Below are 21,020 nucleotides of genomic sequence, written 5' to 3'. Positions count from 1 at the left end.
AAGCTAATTCCGGCTGGGGAGCCGCTGCAGAGGTGGCGACCAGGGCCCACAGACCAGCAGGCGTGCAGGCGAGGGGGCCGCCGACCCTCTACTCCTCGTCCTGGCGCAGCGTGGCCAGCATGTTGAGATCCTCAAGCGTGGTGGTGTCTCCGCTCGTCGCCTTGCCCGCAGCCACGTCGCGCAGCAGCCGGCGCATGATCTTCCCCGAGCGCGTCTTCGGCAGCGCCTCGGCGAAGCGGATCTCATCGGGCCGTGCGATGGCGCCAATCTCCTTCGCCACGTGCGCGGCCAGCTCCTTCTTCAGCTCCGGCGAGGGCGGCGTGCCCTTCTTCGGCGTGACGAAGGCCACCAGCGCCGTGCCCTTCAGCTCGTTCGGGCGGCCCACCACGGGCCCCCGTGGAGCCCCTGCCTGCTTGTGGGGATCGGGGCCTACGACAGCAAGCTACAGCAGACGCTCGACGAAGGCCCGTCAACGGGGTGGGCTCCGGAAGACACTTCGACGAGGGGCCGATAGGTGAGGAAGGATTTCGCACCGCTACCTCTCGAGGAAAGCGGAAGGGGATGGCGGCTCTCGAAGCGTCGCTCACATGGCAGACAACCCCGCCCCGGGTCGCATCGTCCGGCGTCTGGGGCCCCGGTACCTTGCGCCCTCCCCCGTGCCGTCGCGGAGAGCAAGGAACCCGTATGCCGACGAAAGCCACCGCCGCCGTCCCACGCTGAGGTGCATCCACCCCCGGGAGCTTCGCGCTGCTCGCGCTGCTCTCCCTGCTCGCCGGGTGCAAGGACAACCCACCCGCGGCGACTCCGGCCCCGGACCCCTTGACCGAGCCCGTCCAGCAGATCGTCGACTCCCCTTTCAAGAAGGCGCCACGCCCCATCATCGGAGCGCTCCGCGCGCCGCTCGACAAGCTGCCGCAGAGCGAGAACTTCGAGCTCGTCGGCTACAATCCCTTGCCCAATCCCGGAGATACCCGGCCCCGAGGCGTCAACGGCCCCACCGCCGTTTCCGGCAACTGTCTCTATGTCGGCAGCCGTATCGGGCGCCGGCCAGGAACGGGCGCGAGCTTCGGCACCCCCGCGCTGCCTCCGGACCTCCTCATCCTGGACATCCAGGATCCGAGCAAGCCCCAGGTGGTGGGAGCCCTGCCCACCATCCTCAACGCCACCTCCCGTGAGCTGCGGACCATCCCCGACCTGAACACCCTCATCGTGATGAACTTCCGGGAGACGGGGCCCGACAGCAGCGCGGTGAACAACTACCAGATCTACGACATCACCGACTGCCGCAACCCGGTCCTCAAGCAGACGATCCCCCTGGGAGTCGATCGGCCGCACGAGTTCTTCCTGTGGAGGGACCCGCGCAACTCCGGGCGCTTCCTGCTCTTCTCCTCCATCCACCTGGGCAATGTGATGGAGCCCTCGCTGCGGGTGTACGAGCTGCGAGATCCACCCAATGGTCCCATCAGCCCCGACCCGGTGGCGACCTTCACGCTCAACCCGGCGGTGCCCCGCACGGAACCCATCGACCCGAGCGCCTACCGGGACGACCACTTCGTCTTCAACGCGGAGCGGCCCGCCATGCAGCGCAACAACGTCCACTCCATGTCCGTGACCAAGGACGGGACGCGGACGTACGTGGCCAACATCCACGCGGGCTACTACATCCTGGACAGCTCGCGCCTGACGCAGGGCCTGCCGTGCACGCCGCACACCGCCACCGCCGACGCGAGGACCCACACGGACCCCAACCTCTGCCTGCGCAAGCTCAACCCGGATCCCGGCAACCGGGTGGACCTCACGCCCCCGTATGCGTGGACCGAGCACTCCGTGTACCCCGTCCCGGGCCGGCCCTACCTGCTCGTCTCCGGCGAGCGCAACGGCGTGGACACCTGCCCCTGGAGCTGGGGCACCATCCTGGACATCTCAGTCGAGCGCTTCCCGCAGGTGGTGTCGCGCTACATGGTGCCCGAGAACCTGGAGGCCAACTGCTTCCCCGGGGGCCCGGGGGACCCGGCGCTCCAGCGTGAGTTCTCCCCGCACCAGCAGCTCGTCTTCCCCAACCTGTTCTTCGTCTCCTGGTACTCGGCGGGCCTGCGCGCCTGGGACATCTCCAACCCGGTGCTCCCGATGGAGGTGGGCGTCTACGTGCCCAGACCCGCCACGGACGTCGTGGAGCCGTTCCGCAACAGCCCGGACGTGTGGTTCTGGTCCCAACCCTTCCTCTACAACGGCCTCATCTACATGGCCGATGTGAACAGCGGCCTCTACATCCTGCGCTACAAGGGCGACCGCGCCGACGAGCTGCCGCAGCAGGGGCTGTTCATCAGCAACACCAACTTCTAGGACGGCGAGCCGCTCACCGCGGGGGGCCGGGCAGAGGTGTCGGCAGGGTGCTCACCCCCTGAAGGTTGGTCAGCGAACGAAGGAAGTCGACCCGAGGTTCCAGGGTGTCCGCCCATCGGCACGCCGGGCTAAAATTTTCCCATGAAGTTTCTAGGCGACTTGGATGAAGTAGCTCTTGGACGGACTCAACGGTGCAATCGCCTCCTCACGGATCCAAACCGTCTTCAGGCCATCCGGGACACCGGTCTGATGGACACGCCTCGTGAGGAGGCATTTGATCGCCTCGCCCACCTGGCAGCCGAGATCCTCAACGTCCCTTTGACGATCGTTTCCCTGGTGGATGCCGAGAAACAATTTTTCAAAGCGGATTTCGGCCTGCCGTCGCCCTTCCGGGAGACTCGAGAGTTACCGATCGACGCTTCGCTTTGTCGATACACACTCGAGGGCGAACCCATCATCTCCTCGAATGCTCCAGCCGACCCGTTCCTGAGGTTTCATCCCTCGACCGGGCCCTGGGGAATCGTTGCCATCATCGTGCTCCCATTGATCAGCCCAGACGGGCATGTGCTGGGTACCTTCTGCTGCATCGAGCCCAAGGTGCGCGAATGGACTGCGCATGAACTCAAGGTGATGCGGGAGCTGACGGCGTCCATCATGACGGAGATCAACCTCCGGAATCAGATCCAGAAACTGAAGATCGAGCAGAATCTCCGAGACACGTTCGTTGCGGCGCTTACCCATGATTTACGCACGCCCCTGGCGGCGTCGAAGCTGAACGTGCAACTCCTCGGGAGACGCCATGCGGGCATGCCAACTGTCCAAGCGTCCGTGGTTCGGGTTACCGAGAGTTTGGACCGCGCGGAACGCATGATTCAGAACTTGCTGGACGCGAGCCAGATCAAGGCAGGCAAGCCAGTGCCCTTGAAGGTGAGCGAATGCGATTTCCACGCGATCACCGTTCAGGCGCTGGAGGAGCTGGCGTCGGTTTATACGGATCGCTTCGTTCTGAAAGCAGAAGGCGCGATCAAAATGGTGGCGGATCCGATCGGGCTGCGTCGCATCGTCGAGAACCTGGCCTCGAACGCGGCAAAGTACGGCGCGCCAGGCACCCCGATCGAAGTGTTGCTCGGCCGAAGCGGCAACCAGGTGACGCTTCACGTGAAGAATCAAGGCACCCCGATCGCCGGGAGTGAATTGCTGACCATCTTTGAGCCTTTCCACCGCTCGAGGTCCGCAACGGAGAGCGCGGAAAAAGGGTGGGGACTCGGCCTGCCCTTGGTGAGAGGCTTCGCCGAAGCGCACGGAGGGAGGGCGACCGTGACGAGCTCAGCCCAGGACGGGACTTGCTTCACGATCACACTACCGCTCAACGCGTCTCCGGCGAAGACGTTCTCGGCCGTTGCAGGTCCGGAACACGTCGACGCGAACGAGCCCGCGGGCTTCCAGAGTTGGGGGAGGGGGTAACGGAACCAGGCTCACCGCCGGTGCGCCTGATTCCGAGCACCAGAATGGGAAACCGATCGCCCTCACTCCATGAGGTCCCTGGAGGCGGAGAGATGGGTGCGCTCGTGCGCGTCTTGGATTGGAGCAAGACCGCGGTGGGCCCGGTGGAAAGCTGGCCGGGCGCTCTGAAGACCACCGTACGGACCCTGCTCGAGTGCCGCCTGCCCATGTATCTCGCCTGGGGCCGCGAGTTCACGCAGTTCTACAACGATGCCTACCGCCCGATCCTGGGAAGCAAGAAACATCCCCAGGCCATGGGCGGGCGCGCGCCGGAAACCTGGCCAGAGATCTGGGCTACGATTGGCCCCATGTGGGACGAAGTCTGGAAGGGCCGCTCCTTCGGGTCCGACAACTTTCGGCTCACCATCGAGCGAAACGGCTACCCCGAGGATTGCTACTTCAACTTTTCCTATAGCCCCGTGCGCGATGAATCCGGCGCCGTGGCGGGCGTGCTCGTGACGTTCGCCGAAACCACCGACCAGGTGACGAGCGAGCGCCGCCTGACGGAGGAGCGCGACAAGCTCAATAACATTCTGCAGAACCTCACCGATGGGCTCTTCATCGTCGACCTCGACGGCAATATCGTGGAAATGAACGCAGCGGCCCTGCGCATGCACGGCTACTCCTCTTTGGAAGAGGCGCAGCGGCAGAGCTCGAGCCGCGAAGCCCATTTCGAAGTACGCACGGCCGAGGGAATCGTTCTTCCGCTGTCCGAGTGGCCGGTGATGCGGGTGCTGCGCGGAGAGCGCTTCTCCGACGTGGAGCTGCTGGTGCGGCTGCGGACGCGAGACATCTCCTGGATCGGTGCCTATAGCGGCACGCCGATCTACGACGCCGAAGGCAACTTACGCCTGGGCGTGATTTCCGTGCGCAACGTGACGGAGCGTCGTCAGCTCCTGGAAAACGAAAAATCCGCTCGTCACGCGGCGGAGAAGAGCGAGGCCAAGTTTCGCTCGATCTTCGATCTCGCCGCCGTAGGCATCGGGAGGAATGATCCCCAGAGCGGCCGCTTCCTCGAAGTGAACCGCCGTTTCGAGGAGATCACCGGCTACTCCGCCGAAGAGCTGTCGCGATTGACCCATAGCGACATCACCCATCCCGAAGACCGGCAGCGTGACCAGGAAGACTTTCTCGCCTTCACGGAAGGACGTACTCCCACCTTGCGCTCGCAGAAACGCTACGTGCGCAAAGATGGCCGCGGGGTCTGGGTCAATGTCGAGGCCGTGGTCGGCTCCCGCGACCCAGCCGGCCGGCCGCTCGATACGATCGGAATCGTGCAGGACGTCACCGAGGCGAAGCAGGCCCTGCAGGCCGTGGAGGAACGTGAGCGCCGCTTCCGGGTGCTCGCCAACTCGATGCCCCAGATCGTGTGGATGGCACGTCCCGACGGAACCTTCGATTACTTCAACGAGCGCTGGTTCGAGTACACGGGGTTTTCCGAGGCGGCGCCCATCGGCGCGGAGCCCTGCGAGGGCGTGGTGCATCCGGACGACTCCGCCAAGGTGCGGGAGGCCTGGCGGCTGTCGATTCGCACGGGCAATCCCCTCTATACCGAGTCGCGCTTGCGGCGCGGAGCCGATGGTGCGTACCGCTGGTTTCTCACCCGGGCCATTCCGGTTCGCGGCGACGACGGCGCGGTCGTGCGCTGGTTCGGAACCTCGACCGATATCGACCAGCAGAAACGCGCCGAGGAGTTCCTCGCCCACTCCGGGGAGCTCTTCCGCCGCGTGACGGAAACGATTCCCCAGGCCGTGTGGCGCACCAACCTGGACGGCTCGGCCGATTACTTCAGCCAGCGTTTCTACGAAATCGTGGGCTACAGCCCGAAGGATTTCCTCGGCTGGGGTTGGTCGGAGCTGATCCATCCCGACGACAGGCAGCGCGTGCTCCAGGAGTGGCAGCGCTGCCGCGATGCGCTCATCCCCATTTCCTACGAGTTCCGCCTGCTCGGCTCCGACGGCAGGTACCGCTGGTTCCTGACCCAGGGCAACCCCCACCGCAATGAGCGCGGCGAGGTGGACAAATACTACGGTACCTGGACGCAGATCGACGACCAGAAGCACGCCCAGGCCGAGCTGCTCAAGCTCACGCGGGAGCTCCAGGCCTCCGTGCACGCCCGCGACGAATTCCTTTCCCTCGCGAGCCACGAGCTGAAGACCCCGCTCACCACCCTCAAGCTGCAGGCGCAGCTGCTCCAGCGCGGGGTGGAGAAGAACGACACCCGCTTCATCAACACGGAGCGGCTCGGGCAGATGGCTAAGCAGTCGAACCAGCAGATCGCGCGGCTCGAGCGGCTGATCGACGATATGCTCGATATTTCGCGCATCCGCACGGGTCGCCTCACCCTGCGGCCCGAGCAAGCGGATTTCGTCGGACTCGTGCGCGAGGTGATCGAGCGGATGCAACCCCAGTTCAGCGCCGCGCGCTTGCCGGCACCGGAGCTCTCGGCGAGCGCAGCAATCGTCGGCTTCTTCGACCGGATCCGCATGGAGCAAGTGATCACGAACCTGCTCACGAATGCCATCCGCTACGGTGGCGGGCAGCCCATCGCCGTGCGCGTGGCCGAAGCGGGAGAACGGGTGCGCCTCGAGGTGATCGACCGCGGCGTGGGGATCGCCCCGGAAAACCACGAGCGCATCTTCGAGCGTTTCGAGCGCGTGGTGAACCCTTCGGAGGCCAGCGGCCTCGGCCTCGGCCTCTTCATTGCCCGGCAGATCGTGCGGGCGCATGGGGGCGACGTGCGAGTGGAGAGCCAGCTCGGGCACGGTTCCAACTTCATCGTGGAGATTCCACGGACCGCCGTGACCCTGGGCGAGGGCGTGCACCTGGCTTGAAGTCACCTGGTGTAGGCCCCCACCCCGTGGAATTTCCCATTGCGTCAGCTCAGCAACCCGTACGGGCCACCCTTTTCCAGGGCGCGCTGGTAGGCCGGTCCGGCTCGGGCCGGGCCACGGCCTCTGCGGACAGGCGCCCCTGCTCCCACTTCAGCAGCTCGTTTTCGTCAGGACACGGAGTCATGAAGAATAACCGCAAGGCCGCGTAAGCCGTTTAACTCAGTCCCTGGGCGACACGAACCACGCCCACGCCTGGGGATTCGCCGGGAAGCGGCACCACTGGCGCCAGGCGAGCACCTCGGCCCTCCAAGCCGTGGCACCTCCTCGCTGGGGCCAGGCGCGGGTGATGGCGACACGCCTGTGCTCGGTGAACTCGCGCACCAGCGTACGGTTGGCCCTGTCGAGCACCTCGGGTCTCCCCTCCTGACGGAGCTGGACCTCCACGGCGATGAGGGTCCCCTCGCGCCGCACGGGCTCCACGGGAATGGCCTCCTCGAAGACGGGCCAGAGGCCCAGCAGGGGCGGTGCGACCCCTTCGAGCAGGGCCGCGTGAAGACGCTCGTGCCCATCGAGCACGAGCCACTTCCCGACGATCTCCAGGTAGAGCAGGAGCGTGGGCGGCAGCGTCCCGTCGCGTGCGTGCTTGCGCCAGCTCTTCACCCGCCCCTCGTCCTCGGGCGAAGGCGCACGCAGCGGCAGCACGGCCCCACTGTCCACCTTCAACTCATCGGGCGAGATGGGACTGTCCCAGGCCTCCACGCAGAACGGCTCGAAGCGCAGGACCCCTTCGAGGGAATGGGGAGAGTCGGGTGGGTTGCCGGACCGACCGCTCGGGATGGCGGGATAGGGAGCGGCCTCCCGAGGGCTCACGGCCTGGAGGGGCCGCAGGCACCAACGGCCCGCGTGGAGTACGGGCTGCGCGGCTCGTTCGAGCGCGCGTCCCACGTGCCACGTCCAGTCCTCCCACCAGCGTGGAGACCCGGACGCGTGCGTCACGTCCCTCACCTCGGCGGCCGTCAGGGGTGGGAGCACCTGGGGCGCCCTGGCCGGGCCTCGGAGGATGCCGCACCCGTCCCACCACTCGTCGATGAACATCCACAGCAGCGGCTGGCCTCCGCTGCTCACGCGCAACCGGTAGCGTGGAGAGACTTCCACGTGCAGGAACGGCCGCCGGTTCCAGGGATCCTCGTTGGGGACATCCAACAACAGACCAGGGCCCACGACCGGTAGGCGCCAGTCCGTGTCATCCGGGGTGAAGCAGAGGTTGCCCATCCTCACTTCACGGGGAGGAGGTCGCCGGTGAAGGCCACGCCAACAGCGATCATCGGAATGGCGCTGGAGACCTGCTGCCCGGTGCGGTAGCGGTGCGACAGCCACCAGTTGGCCATGAGCAGCACGGTGGGCGAGTTGAAGGTGGCGCCGTCCTTTTGGAAGAACGTGTAGGCGAGGATGGGCCCCAGGCGGTGCATCGGGCCGTTGAGGTTCTCCTGGGGCTCGCCTGACTCGAAGTGCTCCGGCCCATAGAGCGCCTGCGTCACGGTCCACCGCAGGCCCAAGGTGAGGCCCAGCTCCGTCTGGTAGAGCAGGTCCGCGTCGTTCGTGTAGAACCAGCCGCGGTTCGGCGCCAGGACATCATAGAAGATGTCGTAGAAGACGCGATCGCCCTCGCGCAGCTCATAATCCGGTCTCACCGCGCGAAACTGACTGCGACCCACGAGGGGCCCCGCCTTCAGCTGCAGGTTGGCGCCGAGGGTGAGCTGGTTGCCGCTCGTGGAGTAGTTCCGCAACGCACTCCCGGGAGGCAGCTCGGCGCGCTGCTCCAGCAGCGCGTCACTGAACTCGCTGCGCGCCGAGGGGAACGACTGCAGGAAGTTGAGAACCCCGAAATAGAAGACCCGCTCGAAGATGGCATAGAAGCCCAGGACGGACAGCGGCTGGAACTCGGCCAGGAGCCCCACGCGCCCGAACGCCGGGCTCACCGCCGGGGCCAGACCGATCCCGATGAAGTTGTCGCGCAGGGCCGGCGATTCGCTCAGGTACAGACGGTAGCGGTAGCTGATACGCGCATCGTCCAAGAGGCCGAGGGGATTGGTCCGCAGCAACACCGAGTTCCGGTAGACGACCCGGTGCTGCGGCGGGGGGCCATCCCGCAGCATCTGGGCGCTCGCCGGAGCCGTCACCGCCAGCAGCAGGAGTGGCAACACCGTGGCCAGCGCACGCCATGAGCCACACCGCTGGAACCCGCTCTTCCCCGCACTCCGCTGCACCTTGCGCACCTGAAAACCCCCTCGAAAGACCACGCGTGACGGCACCTCGCGAAACCCTAGCATCCGGGTCTCGCGAGATGCCTTGCGCGCCGCGTTGAGCCCTGGCTGATCGATTACGGGCACTACTCCTCCTCGGGCGGGGCCTCCATGTACTCGGGGGCGTTGATGCCCAGCAGCGCGAAGGCGCTCCGCAGCGTCTGCTTCAACGCCGCCACCATCGCCAGCCGGCCCTGCGTCTTCTCCGCGTCACCGCTGATGATCGGGTCCGTCTTGTACTTCGTGTAGTAGCTGTGGAAGTCCGTGATCAGCTCCTGGCAGAAGTACAGCACGTGGTGCGGCTCGAGCCGCTCGGCCGCGCTGGCCACCACGTCTGGGAGCTGGCTCATCTTCTTCAGCATCGCCAGCTCCTCGGGCAGCGTGAGCCGGGCCAGGTGCGCCGGGGTGACTCCCTCCACACCCACGAACGGTTGGCCCTTCTCCACCGCCTTCTTCAGGATGCTCGCGCACCGCGCGTGGCCGTACTGGAAGTAGAAGACCGGGTTGTCCTTCGACTGCTTCTGCACCAGGTCCAGGTCGAAGTCGAAGCGCGCGTTCGCCGTCTTCATCAGGAAGAGGAACCGGCACACGTCCGGGCCCACCTCCTGGATGAGGTCCTCCAGCTCGAAGACCGTGCCCTTGCGCTTGCTGACCTTCACCTCCTCGCCGCTGCGCGTGATCCGCACGATCTGCACCAGCAGGAACTCGAGCCTCTTCGGATCCAGCCCGAGCAGGATCATCCCCGCCTTGATGCGCGGCGTATGCCCGGCATGGTCCGCGCCCAGCACGTCGATGATGCGGTCAAAGCCCCGGTCGTACTTCTCCCTGTGGTACGCCAGATCCGCCGTCAGGTACACCGGCGTCCCGTCGTGCCGGAGAATCACGCGGTCCTCATCGTCCCCGTGCTGGCTCGTCATCAGGAACGTGCCGCCCCGCTGCCGCTCCGTGTACTGGGCCGCCTTGCTGTCCTCGCTCCGGACCTTCTCCGTCTCGCGCCGCGCCTCCGCGGCCTCGTACGTCACGCCGCGCTTCTTGTACTCCTCGGCAACGGCCGTCACCTTGCCCGCCGCGTGCAGCGACGCCTCGCTGAAGAACACGTCGTGCCGGATGTTCGCCTGCTCCAGCGACGCCTGGATGGCCTTCAGGTTCTCGCGCACCCCCACCGCGATCGCCTCGGGCAGCCACTCGGACTCCGGCGCCTTCACGTACCGCTCGCCCACCGCCGCCTTCCACGTCTTCGCGATGTCGATGACGTACTCGGCCGGATACTCCCCCTCGCCCAGCTGGATCTGCTCGCCGAAGAGCTGCCGGTAGCGCTTGTGGATCGTCCGACCCAGCGTCTCCACCTGCTTGCCGTAGTCGTTGATGTAGAACTCGCGCGTCACGTCGTGCCCGGCCGCCTCCAACAGCCGTGACACCGCGTCTCCCATGAACGCCCCACGCGCGTGGCCGATGTGCACCGGGCCCGTCGGGTTCGCCGAGACGAACTCCACCATGATGCGCTTGCCCGTCGACTTCGGCGCCTGCCGCCCGAAGGCTTCCCCAGCCGTCAGCACCTCGGCCGCCACCTGCTGGATGACCTGCTGCTTCAGCGTGAAGTTGAGGAAGCCCGGGCCCGCCACCTCCACCTTGTCGACGAGGCCCGCCGTGTCCACCAGCCCCTTCACGATGGCGTTCGCGATGTCCCGGGGCGGCTTGCCCTCGGGCCTGGTGAGCAGCATCGCCACGTTGACCGCCCAGTCGCCGTGCGCCGCGTTCTTCGGGGGCTCCACCGTGTAGCCCGGAACCTGCTCCAGCTTGAGCGTACCGGCGGCCTTCAGCGCCGCGAGCGTTTCATTGATGAGTGTGAAAACCTTTTGCCGCATGGGAACGTCTTCTCCACGTAACGGGCGTTGGGGCCGCGCAATGTAGGCAGAACCGCGGCGGGTTTCACTGCTTCCGTCGAACCGCCGCCCTCGGACGGCGGCATCATCCCCCCCAACCCCCTGCCTTCCGAACTCGCACTTGTCGTTTTCTCACATTCGGTGCTGGGGAACGAGCGCACGACATGGAACGCGTGCCCCCTCCGGTGATCGAGCGTGAGAGGTGACATGATCGCCTCCGCATGGACACGCTCCGCCGCATCCAGCTTCCCCAGCGCCTGTACGGAAGGGACACGCATGTCGCCACGTTGCTGCAGGGCCTCGAGCGAGTCGCCCAGGGAGGCAGGTCGGAGCTCATCCTGGTCCGTGGCTACTCCGGCATCGGCAAGTCCTCGGTGGTGCACGAGCTGCGAGAGCCCGTGGTTCGTCGGCGGGGTTTCTTCCTGAGCGGCAAGGCCGATCAATTCCAACAGCACATCCCCTACGCCACCCTGGCACAGGCCGTTCGCGGGCTGACGCAGCAGCTCCTGGCGAACTCGGACGAGCAGCTCGCCCCGTGGAGCGAGCGGCTGCGCGAGGCCTTGGGGCCGCAGGGACAGCTCCTCCTGGACGTGGTGCCCCAGCTCGAGCACGTGCTGGGCCGACAGCCGGCGGTCCCGGAGCTGCCCCCCAGTGAGTCCCTGCACCGCTTCCAACGGCTCTGTCAGAGGTTCCTCGGCGTGTTCGCCACGCCCGAGCACCCGCTCGTCCTGTTCGTGGATGATCTGCAGTGGATCGATCTGGCCAGTCTCAAGCTCCTCCAATTCCTGCTCACCCACCCAGAGACGCCACCGCTGCTGCTGATCGGCGCCTACCGCGACAACGAGGTGAGCCCGTCCCACGCGCTGGCGCTGACACTGACGGAGCTCCGCAAGGCGGGGGTGCGGATGACGGATGTCCGGCTCGAGCCGCTGAGCCGCGAGCACGTCCACCAGCTCGTCGCGGACTCGCTCCCGGGAGCGGCGGAGGGCACGGTCGGGCCGCTCTCCGCCCTCGTCCACGAGAAGACGGGCGGCAACCCGTTCTTCATCACCCAGCTCATGCTGACGTTGCATCAGGATGGCCTGCTGACCCGGACACCCGAAGGCGGCTGGCGGTGGGATGCCGCGGGTGTCCGGGCGAAGGGCTACTCCGACAACGTCGCCGACTTCATGGTGAGTCGGCTGCGCCAGCTTCCTGTCCGGACGCAGCACCTGCTGCAACTCGCCGCATGCGTGGGCAATGTCTTCCCACGCCATCTCCTGGTCATCATCTCCGGCGCGGAGCCGAACGAGGTGGAGGCGGGTCTCTCGGAGGCGAGCCGGGAGGGCATGCTGGTGCGCGCCGGCCCGGAGCAGTGCCGGTTCATCCACGACCGCATCCAACAGGCGGCCCGTGACCTCATCCCCGCGCGGGATCGCAAGACCGTGCACCTGCGCATCGGCCGCCTGCTGCTGGCGAGCCTGTCACCGGAGCAGATCCGCGAGCAGCTGCTCCAGGAGCATCGAGACGATCTGCCGGGCTTCCTGACGCGGGATCCCCGTGGCGCCCATCTCCTGGGCTATCTCTTCAGTCTGGCCGAGGAGTTACTGCGCGAGCACGCGTCGATGAAGGAGAGCACGGGAAAGTTGAAGGAGCACCTGGACCACATGCGCGCCATCCTTCAGATCCAGCAGGCCTATGCCCGGGACTCGCTGCTCCCCGAGGAGTGCGATCTCTCCCAGCTGGTCGAGGATGCCCTGAGCATCCAGCTCCCCGCGCTCCAGCGCCACGGCATCACCCTCACCCGGGAGTTCCGCGCGCGACCCAGGGCGCGACTGGACAAACACCGGATGCTGCAGATCCTCATCAACCTCCTCACCAACGCCCGCAACGCCCTGAGCGAGGTGCCCGAGACGCAGCGGCACCTGCACGTGCGGCTCGACACGGAGGGGAGCACCGCGCGCATCCAGGTGGTGGACAGCGGCAAGGGGATCGCCCCGGAGCACCGCGAGCGGCTGTTCTCGCAAGGCTTCACCACCCGCGCGGAGGGGCAGGGCCTGGGGCTCCATTCGAGCGCGCTGGCGGCGAAGTCGATGGGCGGGCGACTCACCCTCGACAGCGAGGGGCCGGGCAAGGGCGCCACGGCCACACTGGAGCTCCCCCTCGCTTAGGCCGGTGGTGGCCGGTCCCCTACTGGCGCTTCCCGGTGCCCTTCTCGCCCTCCCAGCCGTAGCTGCCGAGGAAGTCGCCCACCGTGTTCGACACGTCCCGGACGAGGTCCACCGCCCCCATGGAGGCGTTGAGCTGGGTCATCGTCTGGTCCATCATCCCCGTCAGGTCGCTCACCGCCCCGAAGATCTGGCTGATGCCCGAGCTCTGCTGGGTCACCGCCGTGGTGATCTGCCGGACGGCCTGCGCGTTCTCCCGGACGATGCCCGAGAGCTGTTGGATCGTCTCGCCGAACTCGCGGATCTCCACCAGGCTGGACTCCACCTTCTCCGAGCCCTCTTCCGTCATGGTCGCGGTGCTCCGGATGGCCTCGCTGATGTCCTCCAGGATGTCCCGCACGTTGTGGGTGGCCTTGATGGATTGATCCGCGAGCTGGCGGATCTCCCGCGCCACCACGCCAAAGCCCTTGCCGTGCTCGCCCGAGCGCACGGCCTCGATGGCGGCGTTCAGCGCGAGCATGTTGGAGCGGTCCGCCAGCAGCTTCACCGTGTCGGTGATCTTCGCGATCTGCCGGGCGCGCTCGTCCAGCGCCCGGATGCGCGAGGCCATCTCCCGCACCTGTCCCTGGATCTGCTTGAGGCCCTCCAGGGTCCGCTCGATGGACTTCTCACCCACCTGGCTGATCTGATCGGCGCGCTCGGTCAGGCGCAGCACGCTCTCGGCCTTCTGGGTGGCCATGGACGAGGTCTCCTTGATCTCCTGGGCGGTGACCTGCGTCTCCTGGAGCGCGGAGGCCTGGAGGGTGAGCACCTCGGTCTGCTTGGTGGTGGAGAGCCCGAGCTGCTCGGCGCTGCGCCGGAGCGAGCCGGCGGAGTCCCTCAGCGACAGGGAGAAGTCGCGCAGCTTGGCGAAGGCCCGGGCGGTCGCGATGGCCAGGTCGCCCATCTCGTCGGTGGACGACCACTCCGGCAGCCTGGGACTACCCGAGGCCAGCGCCTCCATGGAGTCCCGCACGCTGCGAGCGCCCTCCGCCAGGTGCTTGGCGAGGCTGAGGGCCGACAGCCCGGCCACCACGAGCAGGTAGCCGTTGAGCAGCAGCAGCGGCAGCGCCGTGGCTTGCAGGAGCTGGCGCGCGGACTCCTTCAGCACCAGGGAGGCCTGCCCCTGGGGCGCGGCATCCAGCCGGATCAGCGCCTGCACGTACAGGTCATACGCCTCGCGGCCCAGCACCGTGAAGCTCATCAGCAGGGCGCAGACGATGAACAGGCCGAAGGCGAAGGGCAGATACCAGTGGTACCTCGGCCAGAGGAACCCCGACTCCCGCAGGACGATGCCCGGCTTGCGCTGGAACTCCTGGATGGCCAACGGGCGGAGGATGCGCTCGAACGACAACCGCGTGTGGATGCCCGCCAGCATGCCCAGCAGCACCACGGTGAGGATCGCCAGGGGGATCATCGCCAGGTTCTTGCCGTGACGGATCGCCGGGACGGCGGCATAGATGGCGACGCTGAGCGCGGTGAGCCCGATGAGCCCCAGCTCGAACAGCTGGGGCAGCTTGAGGATGCGCTTCAGGCGCGCATCGTCCCGCTCCCCCGGGTTGCGGGCCATGGCCGCGAACACCATCCGCCGCATGAGCACGGAAGGACCGATCATCCCGAACACGAGCAGGGGCAGGATGGTGATGGCCATCGTCCCGAGGACTTCCTCGCGCGTGAAGCCGGTGATCAGCACGCTCAGGTAGACGACCGGCGCCGAGTGAAGCAGGGACGTGCGCTGGAACGCCTTGGAGAGCTGCTGGTAGATCTGCTGCGGTGAGGCTTCTGGAGACTGCATGGACCCGTTCCCCCTGTCGTCATGGGCCATCATGGACGGGAAGCCTCGCTGTCTAACAAGGACCCCCCACGTCGGGAAAGCACGCTCGGGAGCAAAAGCCGTGGTTTCCGAATTGTAACAAGATGAGTGACTCCCCCGTGAACAGCCGGGGGAGCGGTGGCGACACGCGCGAGCGGCAAGGACTCAGGACTCATCCACGTCCGGGAGCGGCGGCGTGGCGGCGGGGTACCAGAACTCCTCGCCCAGGCGTCTGCCGAGCCCGAGCGTGGGGCCCTGCCTCCACACGTTCTTGTAGGGAACGGCCTTCTCCGCACGGCCCGCCTTGTCCGGCCGCCAGGTGGTCCGCATGTAGGCGTAGTCGTAGAGGATGCGGCGGAACTCGGCCTCGTCCAGGCTGTAGCCGGGGCGCACGGTCCAGTAGCACTGCACCTGCCCCTCCAACAGCGGCGGCAGGTGGGCGGGGCTGACCTCCGGCTTGGCGAAGCCCAGGTAGAGCGAGATGAGCGGAACGTTCTCGCCGTAGACGAACTGAATCAGCTCGTCGCGGGTGCGGGCCCCCGACTGGTGGGCGGCCGCCAGCAGGAGATCCCAGATGGACTCGTAGGTGGGGGCGACCCACCACCAGAGCGTGCGCGTGCTCTCCTTCGGCGTGCGCGCCACCAGCAGCTCCGCCATCTCCTGGAACTCCGGGATGGACTGCCAGCCGACCATGCGCACCCGCCAGCCGTGCCGCGCGTACGTCTCGAAGGCCTCTTCACTCGCCAGATAGGAGATGACCCAGCGGATGAGGTTGCCCCGGTAGGGCCCCACTTCCTTCCACTGGTTGGGGGTGATGGTGCCCGAGAAGAGGTGCTGGACGCCGTTGCGGAACATCGTGGCGAACAGCTCGCTCATCCGATCGAACGTCCAGCGCGCGTAGGCGTCGCTGTTGACGTCGACTCCCCCCAGGGCGGCATCCCGGCGGGTTCCCCCGGGAGCGAAGACCATGGCCTTCGGAGCCACCGCCGCCACCTGCTCGTAAGGAGCGGCGAGGAACTCGGCTTCCGTGGGGGGTGGCGGAGTGGCGGGAGCGGCTGGCTTGGACACGTGAGTCCTCTCGAAGTCCGGCTTCGGGGGAACAGCGTACCGTGGAGAGCCCCCCCTCATCATCCCCTTCCGAGGGCCTGGGGAACAACTCCACTGGGTGTGAATGGCTGGAGGCTCGACTTGCGTACAGCCCCTGTGCAATCCGACACTGGGAGGGCATCACCGCGGCACGCACGAGCCCCACGCGCAAGAGGTGTCCCTTGAAGATCTACGTTGCGTCGTCCTGGCGGAACGAGCTCCAGCCGAAGGTGGTGGCCGCGCTCCGGGCCGCTGGCCATGAGGTCCACGACTTCAAACAGCAGGAGGAGCCGGGGCCGGGCCCCCAGGGGTCCGCCCTGCCGAGCATGGATGACCTCTCGCAGATGCGCCTGGAGCCGGCGCACTTCCGGAAGCTGCTGGACCAGCACCCGCTTGCCCGAACGCTCTTCGACAAGGACATGGGCGCGCTCCGGGCCAGTGACGCGTGCGTGCTCGTCCTGCCATGTGGCCGCAGTGCCCACCTCGAGCTGGGCTGGGCGGTGGGCGCCGGCAAGCACACCGTGGCGCTCCTGCAGGGCGAGTGCGAGCCGGACCTCATGTACAAAATGGTGGATCGCCTGTGTGTCTCCCTCGAGGAGGTGGTCCAGGCGCTCGCGGAGCTGGGGGGGCGGTAGGTGGCGCCGCTCCGGGCGGATCCGCTAGCCTGCGAGCGCCTCACCACTCAGGGAGTTTCAGGAATGCGTCGACTGCTCGTCCTGCTCGTCCTCACGGGCATGGCCGCCGGCTGCAAGAGCCGCGAAGAGAAGCTTCAGGCCGCGGAGGACCAGGGCAACCTGCTCGCCGCCACCAAGGCCCGGCTGGTCAAGGGCGTGGGCGAGGCGCTGAAGCACGAAGGCAAGGATGCGGTGAAGACCGTGACCGAGGGCACGGGCGAGGTAGTGAAGGCGGTGGGCGCCGGCTACGACAACAGCCTGGGCCAGGTGAAGCTCGCGGTGCACCAGGATCTCGGACCCAAGGGCGTCGGTGCCACGCGGGCCGCCCGGGGCGAGGCGGGCAACGCCAAGCACCTCATCAGCGTCTACGTGCTGCTGGACAAGCCGTACACGGGCCCCCTGGAGCTGCGCGCCTACGACGCGGCGAACCAGGAGATTGGCCGGACGAAGGTGGACGTGGACGAGAAGTCGTCCACCGCGAAGTACATGGACTTCAGCTTCGACCCCCGCACGCCGCTGCTGACCGCGGACCACTTCGAGCTGCGCTGACGGCCCGAGGAGGCATCCGGGCGGGCCTCACACCCCGCCCCCCTGCCCCTGGAATAATTCCGAGGCGGGGAGCGGTTGCGGTGAGCCGCATGCGCCCTGCACGCTCCCTCCTCCCGTTGCTGCTCGTCCTCCTGCTCCCCCTGGGAGCGAGCGCCTTCTCCGTACCCGACCACGAGACGATGACCCGGGCGTCCGTTGACGCCGTGCTCGCGTCGGGCGACCTGCCGCAACTCGCGGCGCACCGGGCGACCGTGGTGGAGGGGAGCCGGGCCGAGGACCTGAACCTCCCGGTGAAGTGGACCGGCTACCACCACTTCTTCCACCCGGGCACGTCGCTCGACTCCTCCTTCCGCAAGGACTCCGGGGCCCGCGTCCGCGTCCTGTGGGCGGAGGCCGAGGAGGCCGCGCGCAACGGGGATCTCTCGCGGGCCTTCGACCGGGTCGGCCACCTGGTGCACCACATCCAGGACATGGCGGTGCCCATGCACGTGGTGCCGGTGATGCACGGACTCTCGGATCGCTTCGAGCAGCACGCGGCGAGGCAGGCCCTGCTCTCCGTCGGGCGGGAGCTCGCGCCGCTCTCCGGTGAGGAGGCCCAGCTCGCGCTGGCCCGGGAGACGCTGGAGGTGGTGCGCACGGGCTCGCTGCCGGTGGAGGGTGGCGCCATCCCCTGGAGCGCCTTCTGGGCCGAGCCCACCACGCGCGGGCCGGGTGCCTTCGGCGCCTATGGCGTGGCGGGCAATGCCTTCGACTCGACGGAGGTGCGCTGGCAGGGGCGGACGTGGAAGGCGGACCCGTCGGCGTACGAGGACTTCGTGGACGCGCGCGTCGAGTCGGCCGTGGCCTACTCCCGCGCCTTCCTCCTCTGGGCGACGCAGCGGCTCACCACCCTGGCGGAGGCCCGGGAGCAGGCCGCGACGCCGCGGTGGAAGCCCTCTCCCCTGCTCGGCCTCGAGCTGTTGGGAGGCGCCATCACCTCGCTCCGCGGCGCCGTCCCGGTGGCGGGTGCGCGGGCCCTGTTTCCCCTCCCCTGGGCCCTGGGGCTCTCGGCCGGCTACGCGCGGGCCCTGGGTCATCCCCTCTCGGGAGCGGGGGCGGGAGCCTGGTCCCTCTCGCTGCTCTCCCCTCCGCTGCTGACGGCACGACTGGGCTACTCGCGGGGGCTCGATCTGCGGGCCACGGCGGGCGCGGGCCTGTCCTCCCAGGGCGGGAAGCTCCACCCGGAGCTGCCGGTGGGCCTGCGTCTCCACACCCTGCTCGGTCGACGGGTCTCCCTCAGCGCCGAGGCGCAGTACCGGGCTTTCGCGCCCCAGACAGCCCCGTGGGCACAAGGCGTCACCTTCACCCTGGGCACCGGCTTCACCTGGGGCGACAACTAGGGACGGTGGCGAGGTGGCCACGCGAAGTGAGTGGAAGAAGGGCCGCTAGAGATTGACGGTCCGCGGGGCGCCCCTTCAAAATGCGCCTCGCGGTCAAGGAATCGCCCGTCTACCCGGCCCCCCACTCTGGAACCGAGCGTCCACCCATGATTCAGCTCATCCTGCTCTATCCCGCGCTCGCGGCAGCTGCCGCCAGCCTGATGAGGCTCTGGATTCAGCACGGACCCACGGTCATCTCCGCGGCATCGGAGACCCTCGGGCCAGTCTCTTCAGCCGCCAAGGTGGCGGGGGCCAGAGTCGCCGGCCACGCCAGCCAGGAAGTGCTCGCCGCGGTTCGCGCCTGGCGTGACAAGTACGCCAATATTGGCATTCCGCGGCTGCGCAACATCGTGAAGGAGACCCAAGAATATATTGAAAGGGTCACTGGAAATAAGACGATCGTCGCGAACTACGCCAAGGAACTCGAGGCGGTGGGCAAGGCCAAGAACACACCTAGGTACAGTATGGATCAGCACCTGGCCGATCTGAGGTTGAACAACCCGGATTGGGTTGACGCGGCGATCGACTTCGAGAGCATCCTGGTTCCCACCACGCGAGCACCCGTGAAGACCAACGGCATACCGTTGTCGGCTCGCACCGTCCCACGGCCCAAGGGTCAGCCCACCAACGCAGGCCGTCCAGGCGCCAAACCACAACCCCCCCCGAAAACCCCGATCCCCATCCCTGGACCGGGGAGCGGCGTTCGGCCTGGTCCGAAAACCCCGACGCCCATCTCCAACACCGCGCGGGGCGTCCCCAGCAACCTCACGAACAGCAAGGTCCAAGAGCTGCTCACCAGATACCACCTCCGTTTCGAGAAGGGGCAAGGTGGGACCTACGTCCTGCAACAGCGCCGGGACCTCTCCGTTGACCAGAACTCCTGGAAGAACCTTCCCGGCTTCATCGTTCCCTCGATGTTCAAATCGCCCAACGACTTGCTCTGGTGGCTGGAAAGAAAAGTCGTTCAGCTGCGACTGCATTAGGTGCCCGAAGGCAAACGCCGCACCTGCCTACCCACGGGCGACGGACCGTCCGATGACATGGTCCAAGACCTGCGCGGCGATCCCCGGCTCCGCCTCGAACCGCTCACCCAGCCACCCCTGGACGAGCCGCGTCACGTCGTAGCCACGGAAGGCATTCCTGCCCTGGCCCTCATGAAGAAACCGAGGCATTCGTGAGCCACATCGTCCTGCTGGGTGATTCGATCTTCGACAACGCCGCGTACGTTGCGGGCGGACCCGATGTCGTCCAACAACTGCGCGAGCAGCTCCCGGCTGGCTGGCAAGCGACGCTGAAGGCCGTCGACGGCAGCACGACGAGCGGCGTCAAGGCGCAGCTCCACCGGCTTCCCCGGGACGCCAGCCACCTCGTCCTCAGCGTCGGGGGAAACGATGCCCTGGGCCAGTCGGGCATCCTCGGCGAGGGGGCGAATTCCGTGGCCGACGCCTTGAGCAGGCTCGCCGCCATCCGCGAGCACTTTGGGCGAAACTACCGGGTGATGCTCGACGCCGTGCTCGCCGTGGGTCTGCCCACGGCCGTCTGCACCATCTATGACGCGCGCTATCCCGAGCCCTCGCGGCAGCGGCTGGTCGTCACGGCGCTGACCCTCTTCAATGACTGCATCACCCGCGAGGCCTTCACCCGGGGCCTGCCACTGATCGATCTCCGGCTGATCTGCGACCGGGAGGAGGACTACGCCAACCCGATCGAACCTTCCGTGCGCGGTGGGAAGAAGATCGCGGCGGCCATCGCCCGTCTCGTCGCGGAGCACGACTTCTCCCGGCGGCGTTCCGAGGTCTTCCTGCAACCTCGCGTGTAGCCAGCGGAGACTCCTCGTCGTGGCGGGCCTGTTCGCACTCCCGCGGACACGCTGGGGCTTCCGTCAGGGGGTGCCTTTTTTGCCTGGGGCCCGCCGTGGGGATAGGGATGCGGTCCTCATGTCTGTGACCGCGGAGCTACTCGAAACCGTCCGGGAGGAAGCGCGCCCGGACACCTGGTCCGCCGGCATGGGCCTTGCCCGCGCGGGCGCCGTCTCGGTGCAGTCCGTCGGGCAGGAAGAAGCCGTACTTCGGGTGCGTGCCACCGGCCGACCGGCTCCCCTGACGACCGTGCTCTACCCGGAGGACGAGATCTGGGAGTGTGACTGCCGTGGCCGGGTGGACCCCTGCGAGCACGTGGTGGCGGCGGCCATCATCCTCCACCACTCGGTGACCCAGCGTGCCCCTGCCCAGCGCGCCCCCGCGCCGCGTGCCACGGCGCAGCCCATGCCAAACCGGCCCCCCCAGGCCTCGGCGGCCCAGGCGGGCCCGCGCCCGGGTGCCGCGCCGAAGCCCGAGCGCATGGTGTACCGCTTCAAGCGCGTGGACGGAGGGCTGCAACTCGAGCGGCTGCTGGTGCGTCCGGACAACACCGCGCGGCTCCTGGCGCG

At 67.5% G+C, this 21,020-nt stretch carries 16 protein-coding genes and 2 pseudogenes; 11 read left to right on the top strand and 7 right to left on the bottom strand.

What is annotated here, in order from left to right; all coding sequences use genetic code 11:
- Positions 1–88: 88 nt before the first annotated feature.
- Positions 89–388, bottom strand: a pseudogene (locus VF697_RS17925) (AMP-binding enzyme); the annotation flags it as partial.
- Positions 389–819: 431 nt separating this feature from the next.
- Here VF697_RS17925 and VF697_RS17920 point away from each other — a divergent pair.
- The 3 genes from VF697_RS17920 to VF697_RS17910 all read left to right on the top strand — a co-directional run bounded on the left by VF697_RS17920 (position 820) and on the right by VF697_RS17910 (position 6,680).
- Positions 820–2,343, top strand: a complete 1,524-nt coding sequence (locus VF697_RS17920; RefSeq protein ID WP_331096588.1) for a hypothetical protein — start codon at positions 820–822, stop codon at positions 2,341–2,343.
- Between the two features lie 249 nt (positions 2,344–2,592).
- Positions 2,593–3,807 carry a GAF domain-containing sensor histidine kinase gene (locus VF697_RS17915; protein ID WP_331096586.1) on the top strand — a complete coding sequence of 405 codons (1,215 nt, stop codon included), beginning with the start codon at positions 2,593–2,595 and terminating at the stop codon, positions 3,805–3,807.
- A 92-nt stretch (positions 3,808–3,899) separates the two neighbouring features.
- The gene (locus VF697_RS17910; RefSeq protein WP_331096584.1) at positions 3,900–6,680 is read left to right on the top strand and encodes a PAS domain S-box protein; all 2,781 of its coding nucleotides are present in this window, start codon (positions 3,900–3,902) and stop codon (positions 6,678–6,680) included.
- Positions 6,681–6,899: 219 nt separating this feature from the next.
- Here VF697_RS17910 and VF697_RS17905 read toward each other — a convergent pair whose 3' ends face one another.
- From VF697_RS17905 to VF697_RS17895, 3 genes are read right to left on the bottom strand one after another with little or no spacing between them, the layout of a single operon-like run.
- A complete protein-coding gene (locus VF697_RS17905; protein ID WP_331096582.1) occupies positions 6,900–7,952 on the bottom strand; it encodes a hypothetical protein in 1,053 nt (350 codons plus the stop codon).
- 2 nt (positions 7,953–7,954) lie between these two features.
- On the bottom strand, positions 7,955–9,070 hold the full coding sequence (locus tag VF697_RS17900) for a hypothetical protein (protein ID WP_331096581.1): 1,116 nt from the start codon (positions 9,068–9,070) through the stop codon (positions 7,955–7,957).
- The gene (locus VF697_RS17895) at positions 9,070–10,848 is read right to left on the bottom strand and encodes an arginine--tRNA ligase (protein ID WP_331096579.1); all 1,779 of its coding nucleotides are present in this window, start codon (positions 10,846–10,848) and stop codon (positions 9,070–9,072) included. Before VF697_RS17895 ends, VF697_RS17900 begins: the two co-directional genes overlap by 1 nt.
- A gap of 254 nt (positions 10,849–11,102) precedes the next feature.
- Here VF697_RS17895 and VF697_RS17890 point away from each other — a divergent pair.
- Together VF697_RS17890 and VF697_RS43515 are read left to right on the top strand one after the other, a co-directional pair.
- Positions 11,103–12,356: pseudogene (locus VF697_RS17890) on the top strand (ATP-binding protein); the annotation flags it as partial.
- Between the two features lie 114 nt (positions 12,357–12,470).
- On the top strand, positions 12,471–13,016 hold the full coding sequence (locus VF697_RS43515; RefSeq protein WP_414641310.1) for an ATP-binding protein: 546 nt from the start codon (positions 12,471–12,473) through the stop codon (positions 13,014–13,016).
- A 19-nt stretch (positions 13,017–13,035) separates the two neighbouring features.
- Here VF697_RS43515 and VF697_RS17885 read toward each other — a convergent pair whose 3' ends face one another.
- Together VF697_RS17885 and VF697_RS17880 are read right to left on the bottom strand one after the other, a co-directional pair.
- Entirely contained in the window at positions 13,036–14,847 is a 1,812-nt protein-coding gene (locus VF697_RS17885) for a methyl-accepting chemotaxis protein (RefSeq protein ID WP_331096574.1), read from the bottom strand.
- 183 nt (positions 14,848–15,030) lie between these two features.
- Complete coding sequence (locus tag VF697_RS17880) at positions 15,031–15,933, bottom strand: hypothetical protein (protein ID WP_331096573.1); 903 nt, start codon at positions 15,931–15,933, stop codon at positions 15,031–15,033.
- A gap of 200 nt (positions 15,934–16,133) precedes the next feature.
- Here VF697_RS17880 and VF697_RS17875 point away from each other — a divergent pair, with 200 nt between their 5' ends.
- The 4 genes from VF697_RS17875 to VF697_RS17860 all read left to right on the top strand — a co-directional run bounded on the left by VF697_RS17875 (position 16,134) and on the right by VF697_RS17860 (position 19,575).
- Positions 16,134–16,586, top strand: coding sequence for a hypothetical protein (locus VF697_RS17875; protein WP_331096571.1), 453 nt, complete (start codon positions 16,134–16,136; stop codon positions 16,584–16,586).
- 63 nt (positions 16,587–16,649) lie between these two features.
- Positions 16,650–17,174, top strand: a complete 525-nt coding sequence (locus VF697_RS17870) for a hypothetical protein (RefSeq protein ID WP_331096569.1) — start codon at positions 16,650–16,652, stop codon at positions 17,172–17,174.
- Positions 17,175–17,263: 89 nt separating this feature from the next.
- A complete protein-coding gene (locus VF697_RS17865) occupies positions 17,264–18,553 on the top strand; it encodes a hypothetical protein (protein WP_331096568.1) in 1,290 nt (429 codons plus the stop codon).
- Positions 18,554–18,699: 146 nt separating this feature from the next.
- A complete protein-coding gene (locus tag VF697_RS17860; RefSeq protein ID WP_331096566.1) occupies positions 18,700–19,575 on the top strand; it encodes a hypothetical protein in 876 nt (291 codons plus the stop codon).
- A 27-nt stretch (positions 19,576–19,602) separates the two neighbouring features.
- On the opposite strand, the gene VF697_RS17855 is transcribed toward VF697_RS17860, so the two are convergent.
- On the bottom strand, positions 19,603–19,764 hold the full coding sequence (locus VF697_RS17855; RefSeq protein WP_331096564.1) for a hypothetical protein: 162 nt from the start codon (positions 19,762–19,764) through the stop codon (positions 19,603–19,605).
- Between the two features lie 2 nt (positions 19,765–19,766).
- Between VF697_RS17855 and VF697_RS17850 the strand changes: the two genes are divergently transcribed.
- Together VF697_RS17850 and VF697_RS17845 are read left to right on the top strand one after the other, a co-directional pair.
- On the top strand, positions 19,767–20,411 hold the full coding sequence (locus VF697_RS17850) for an SGNH/GDSL hydrolase family protein (protein WP_331096562.1): 645 nt from the start codon (positions 19,767–19,769) through the stop codon (positions 20,409–20,411).
- 118 nt (positions 20,412–20,529) lie between these two features.
- A partial coding sequence (locus tag VF697_RS17845) for an SWIM zinc finger family protein (RefSeq protein WP_331096560.1) occupies positions 20,530–21,020 on the top strand: 491 nt, incomplete at its 3' end.

The organism is Archangium sp., from assembly GCF_036388035.1.
GTDB lineage: Bacteria > Myxococcota > Myxococcia > Myxococcales > Myxococcaceae > Archangium.
This window is presented reverse-complemented; position numbering and strand designations above follow the sequence as displayed.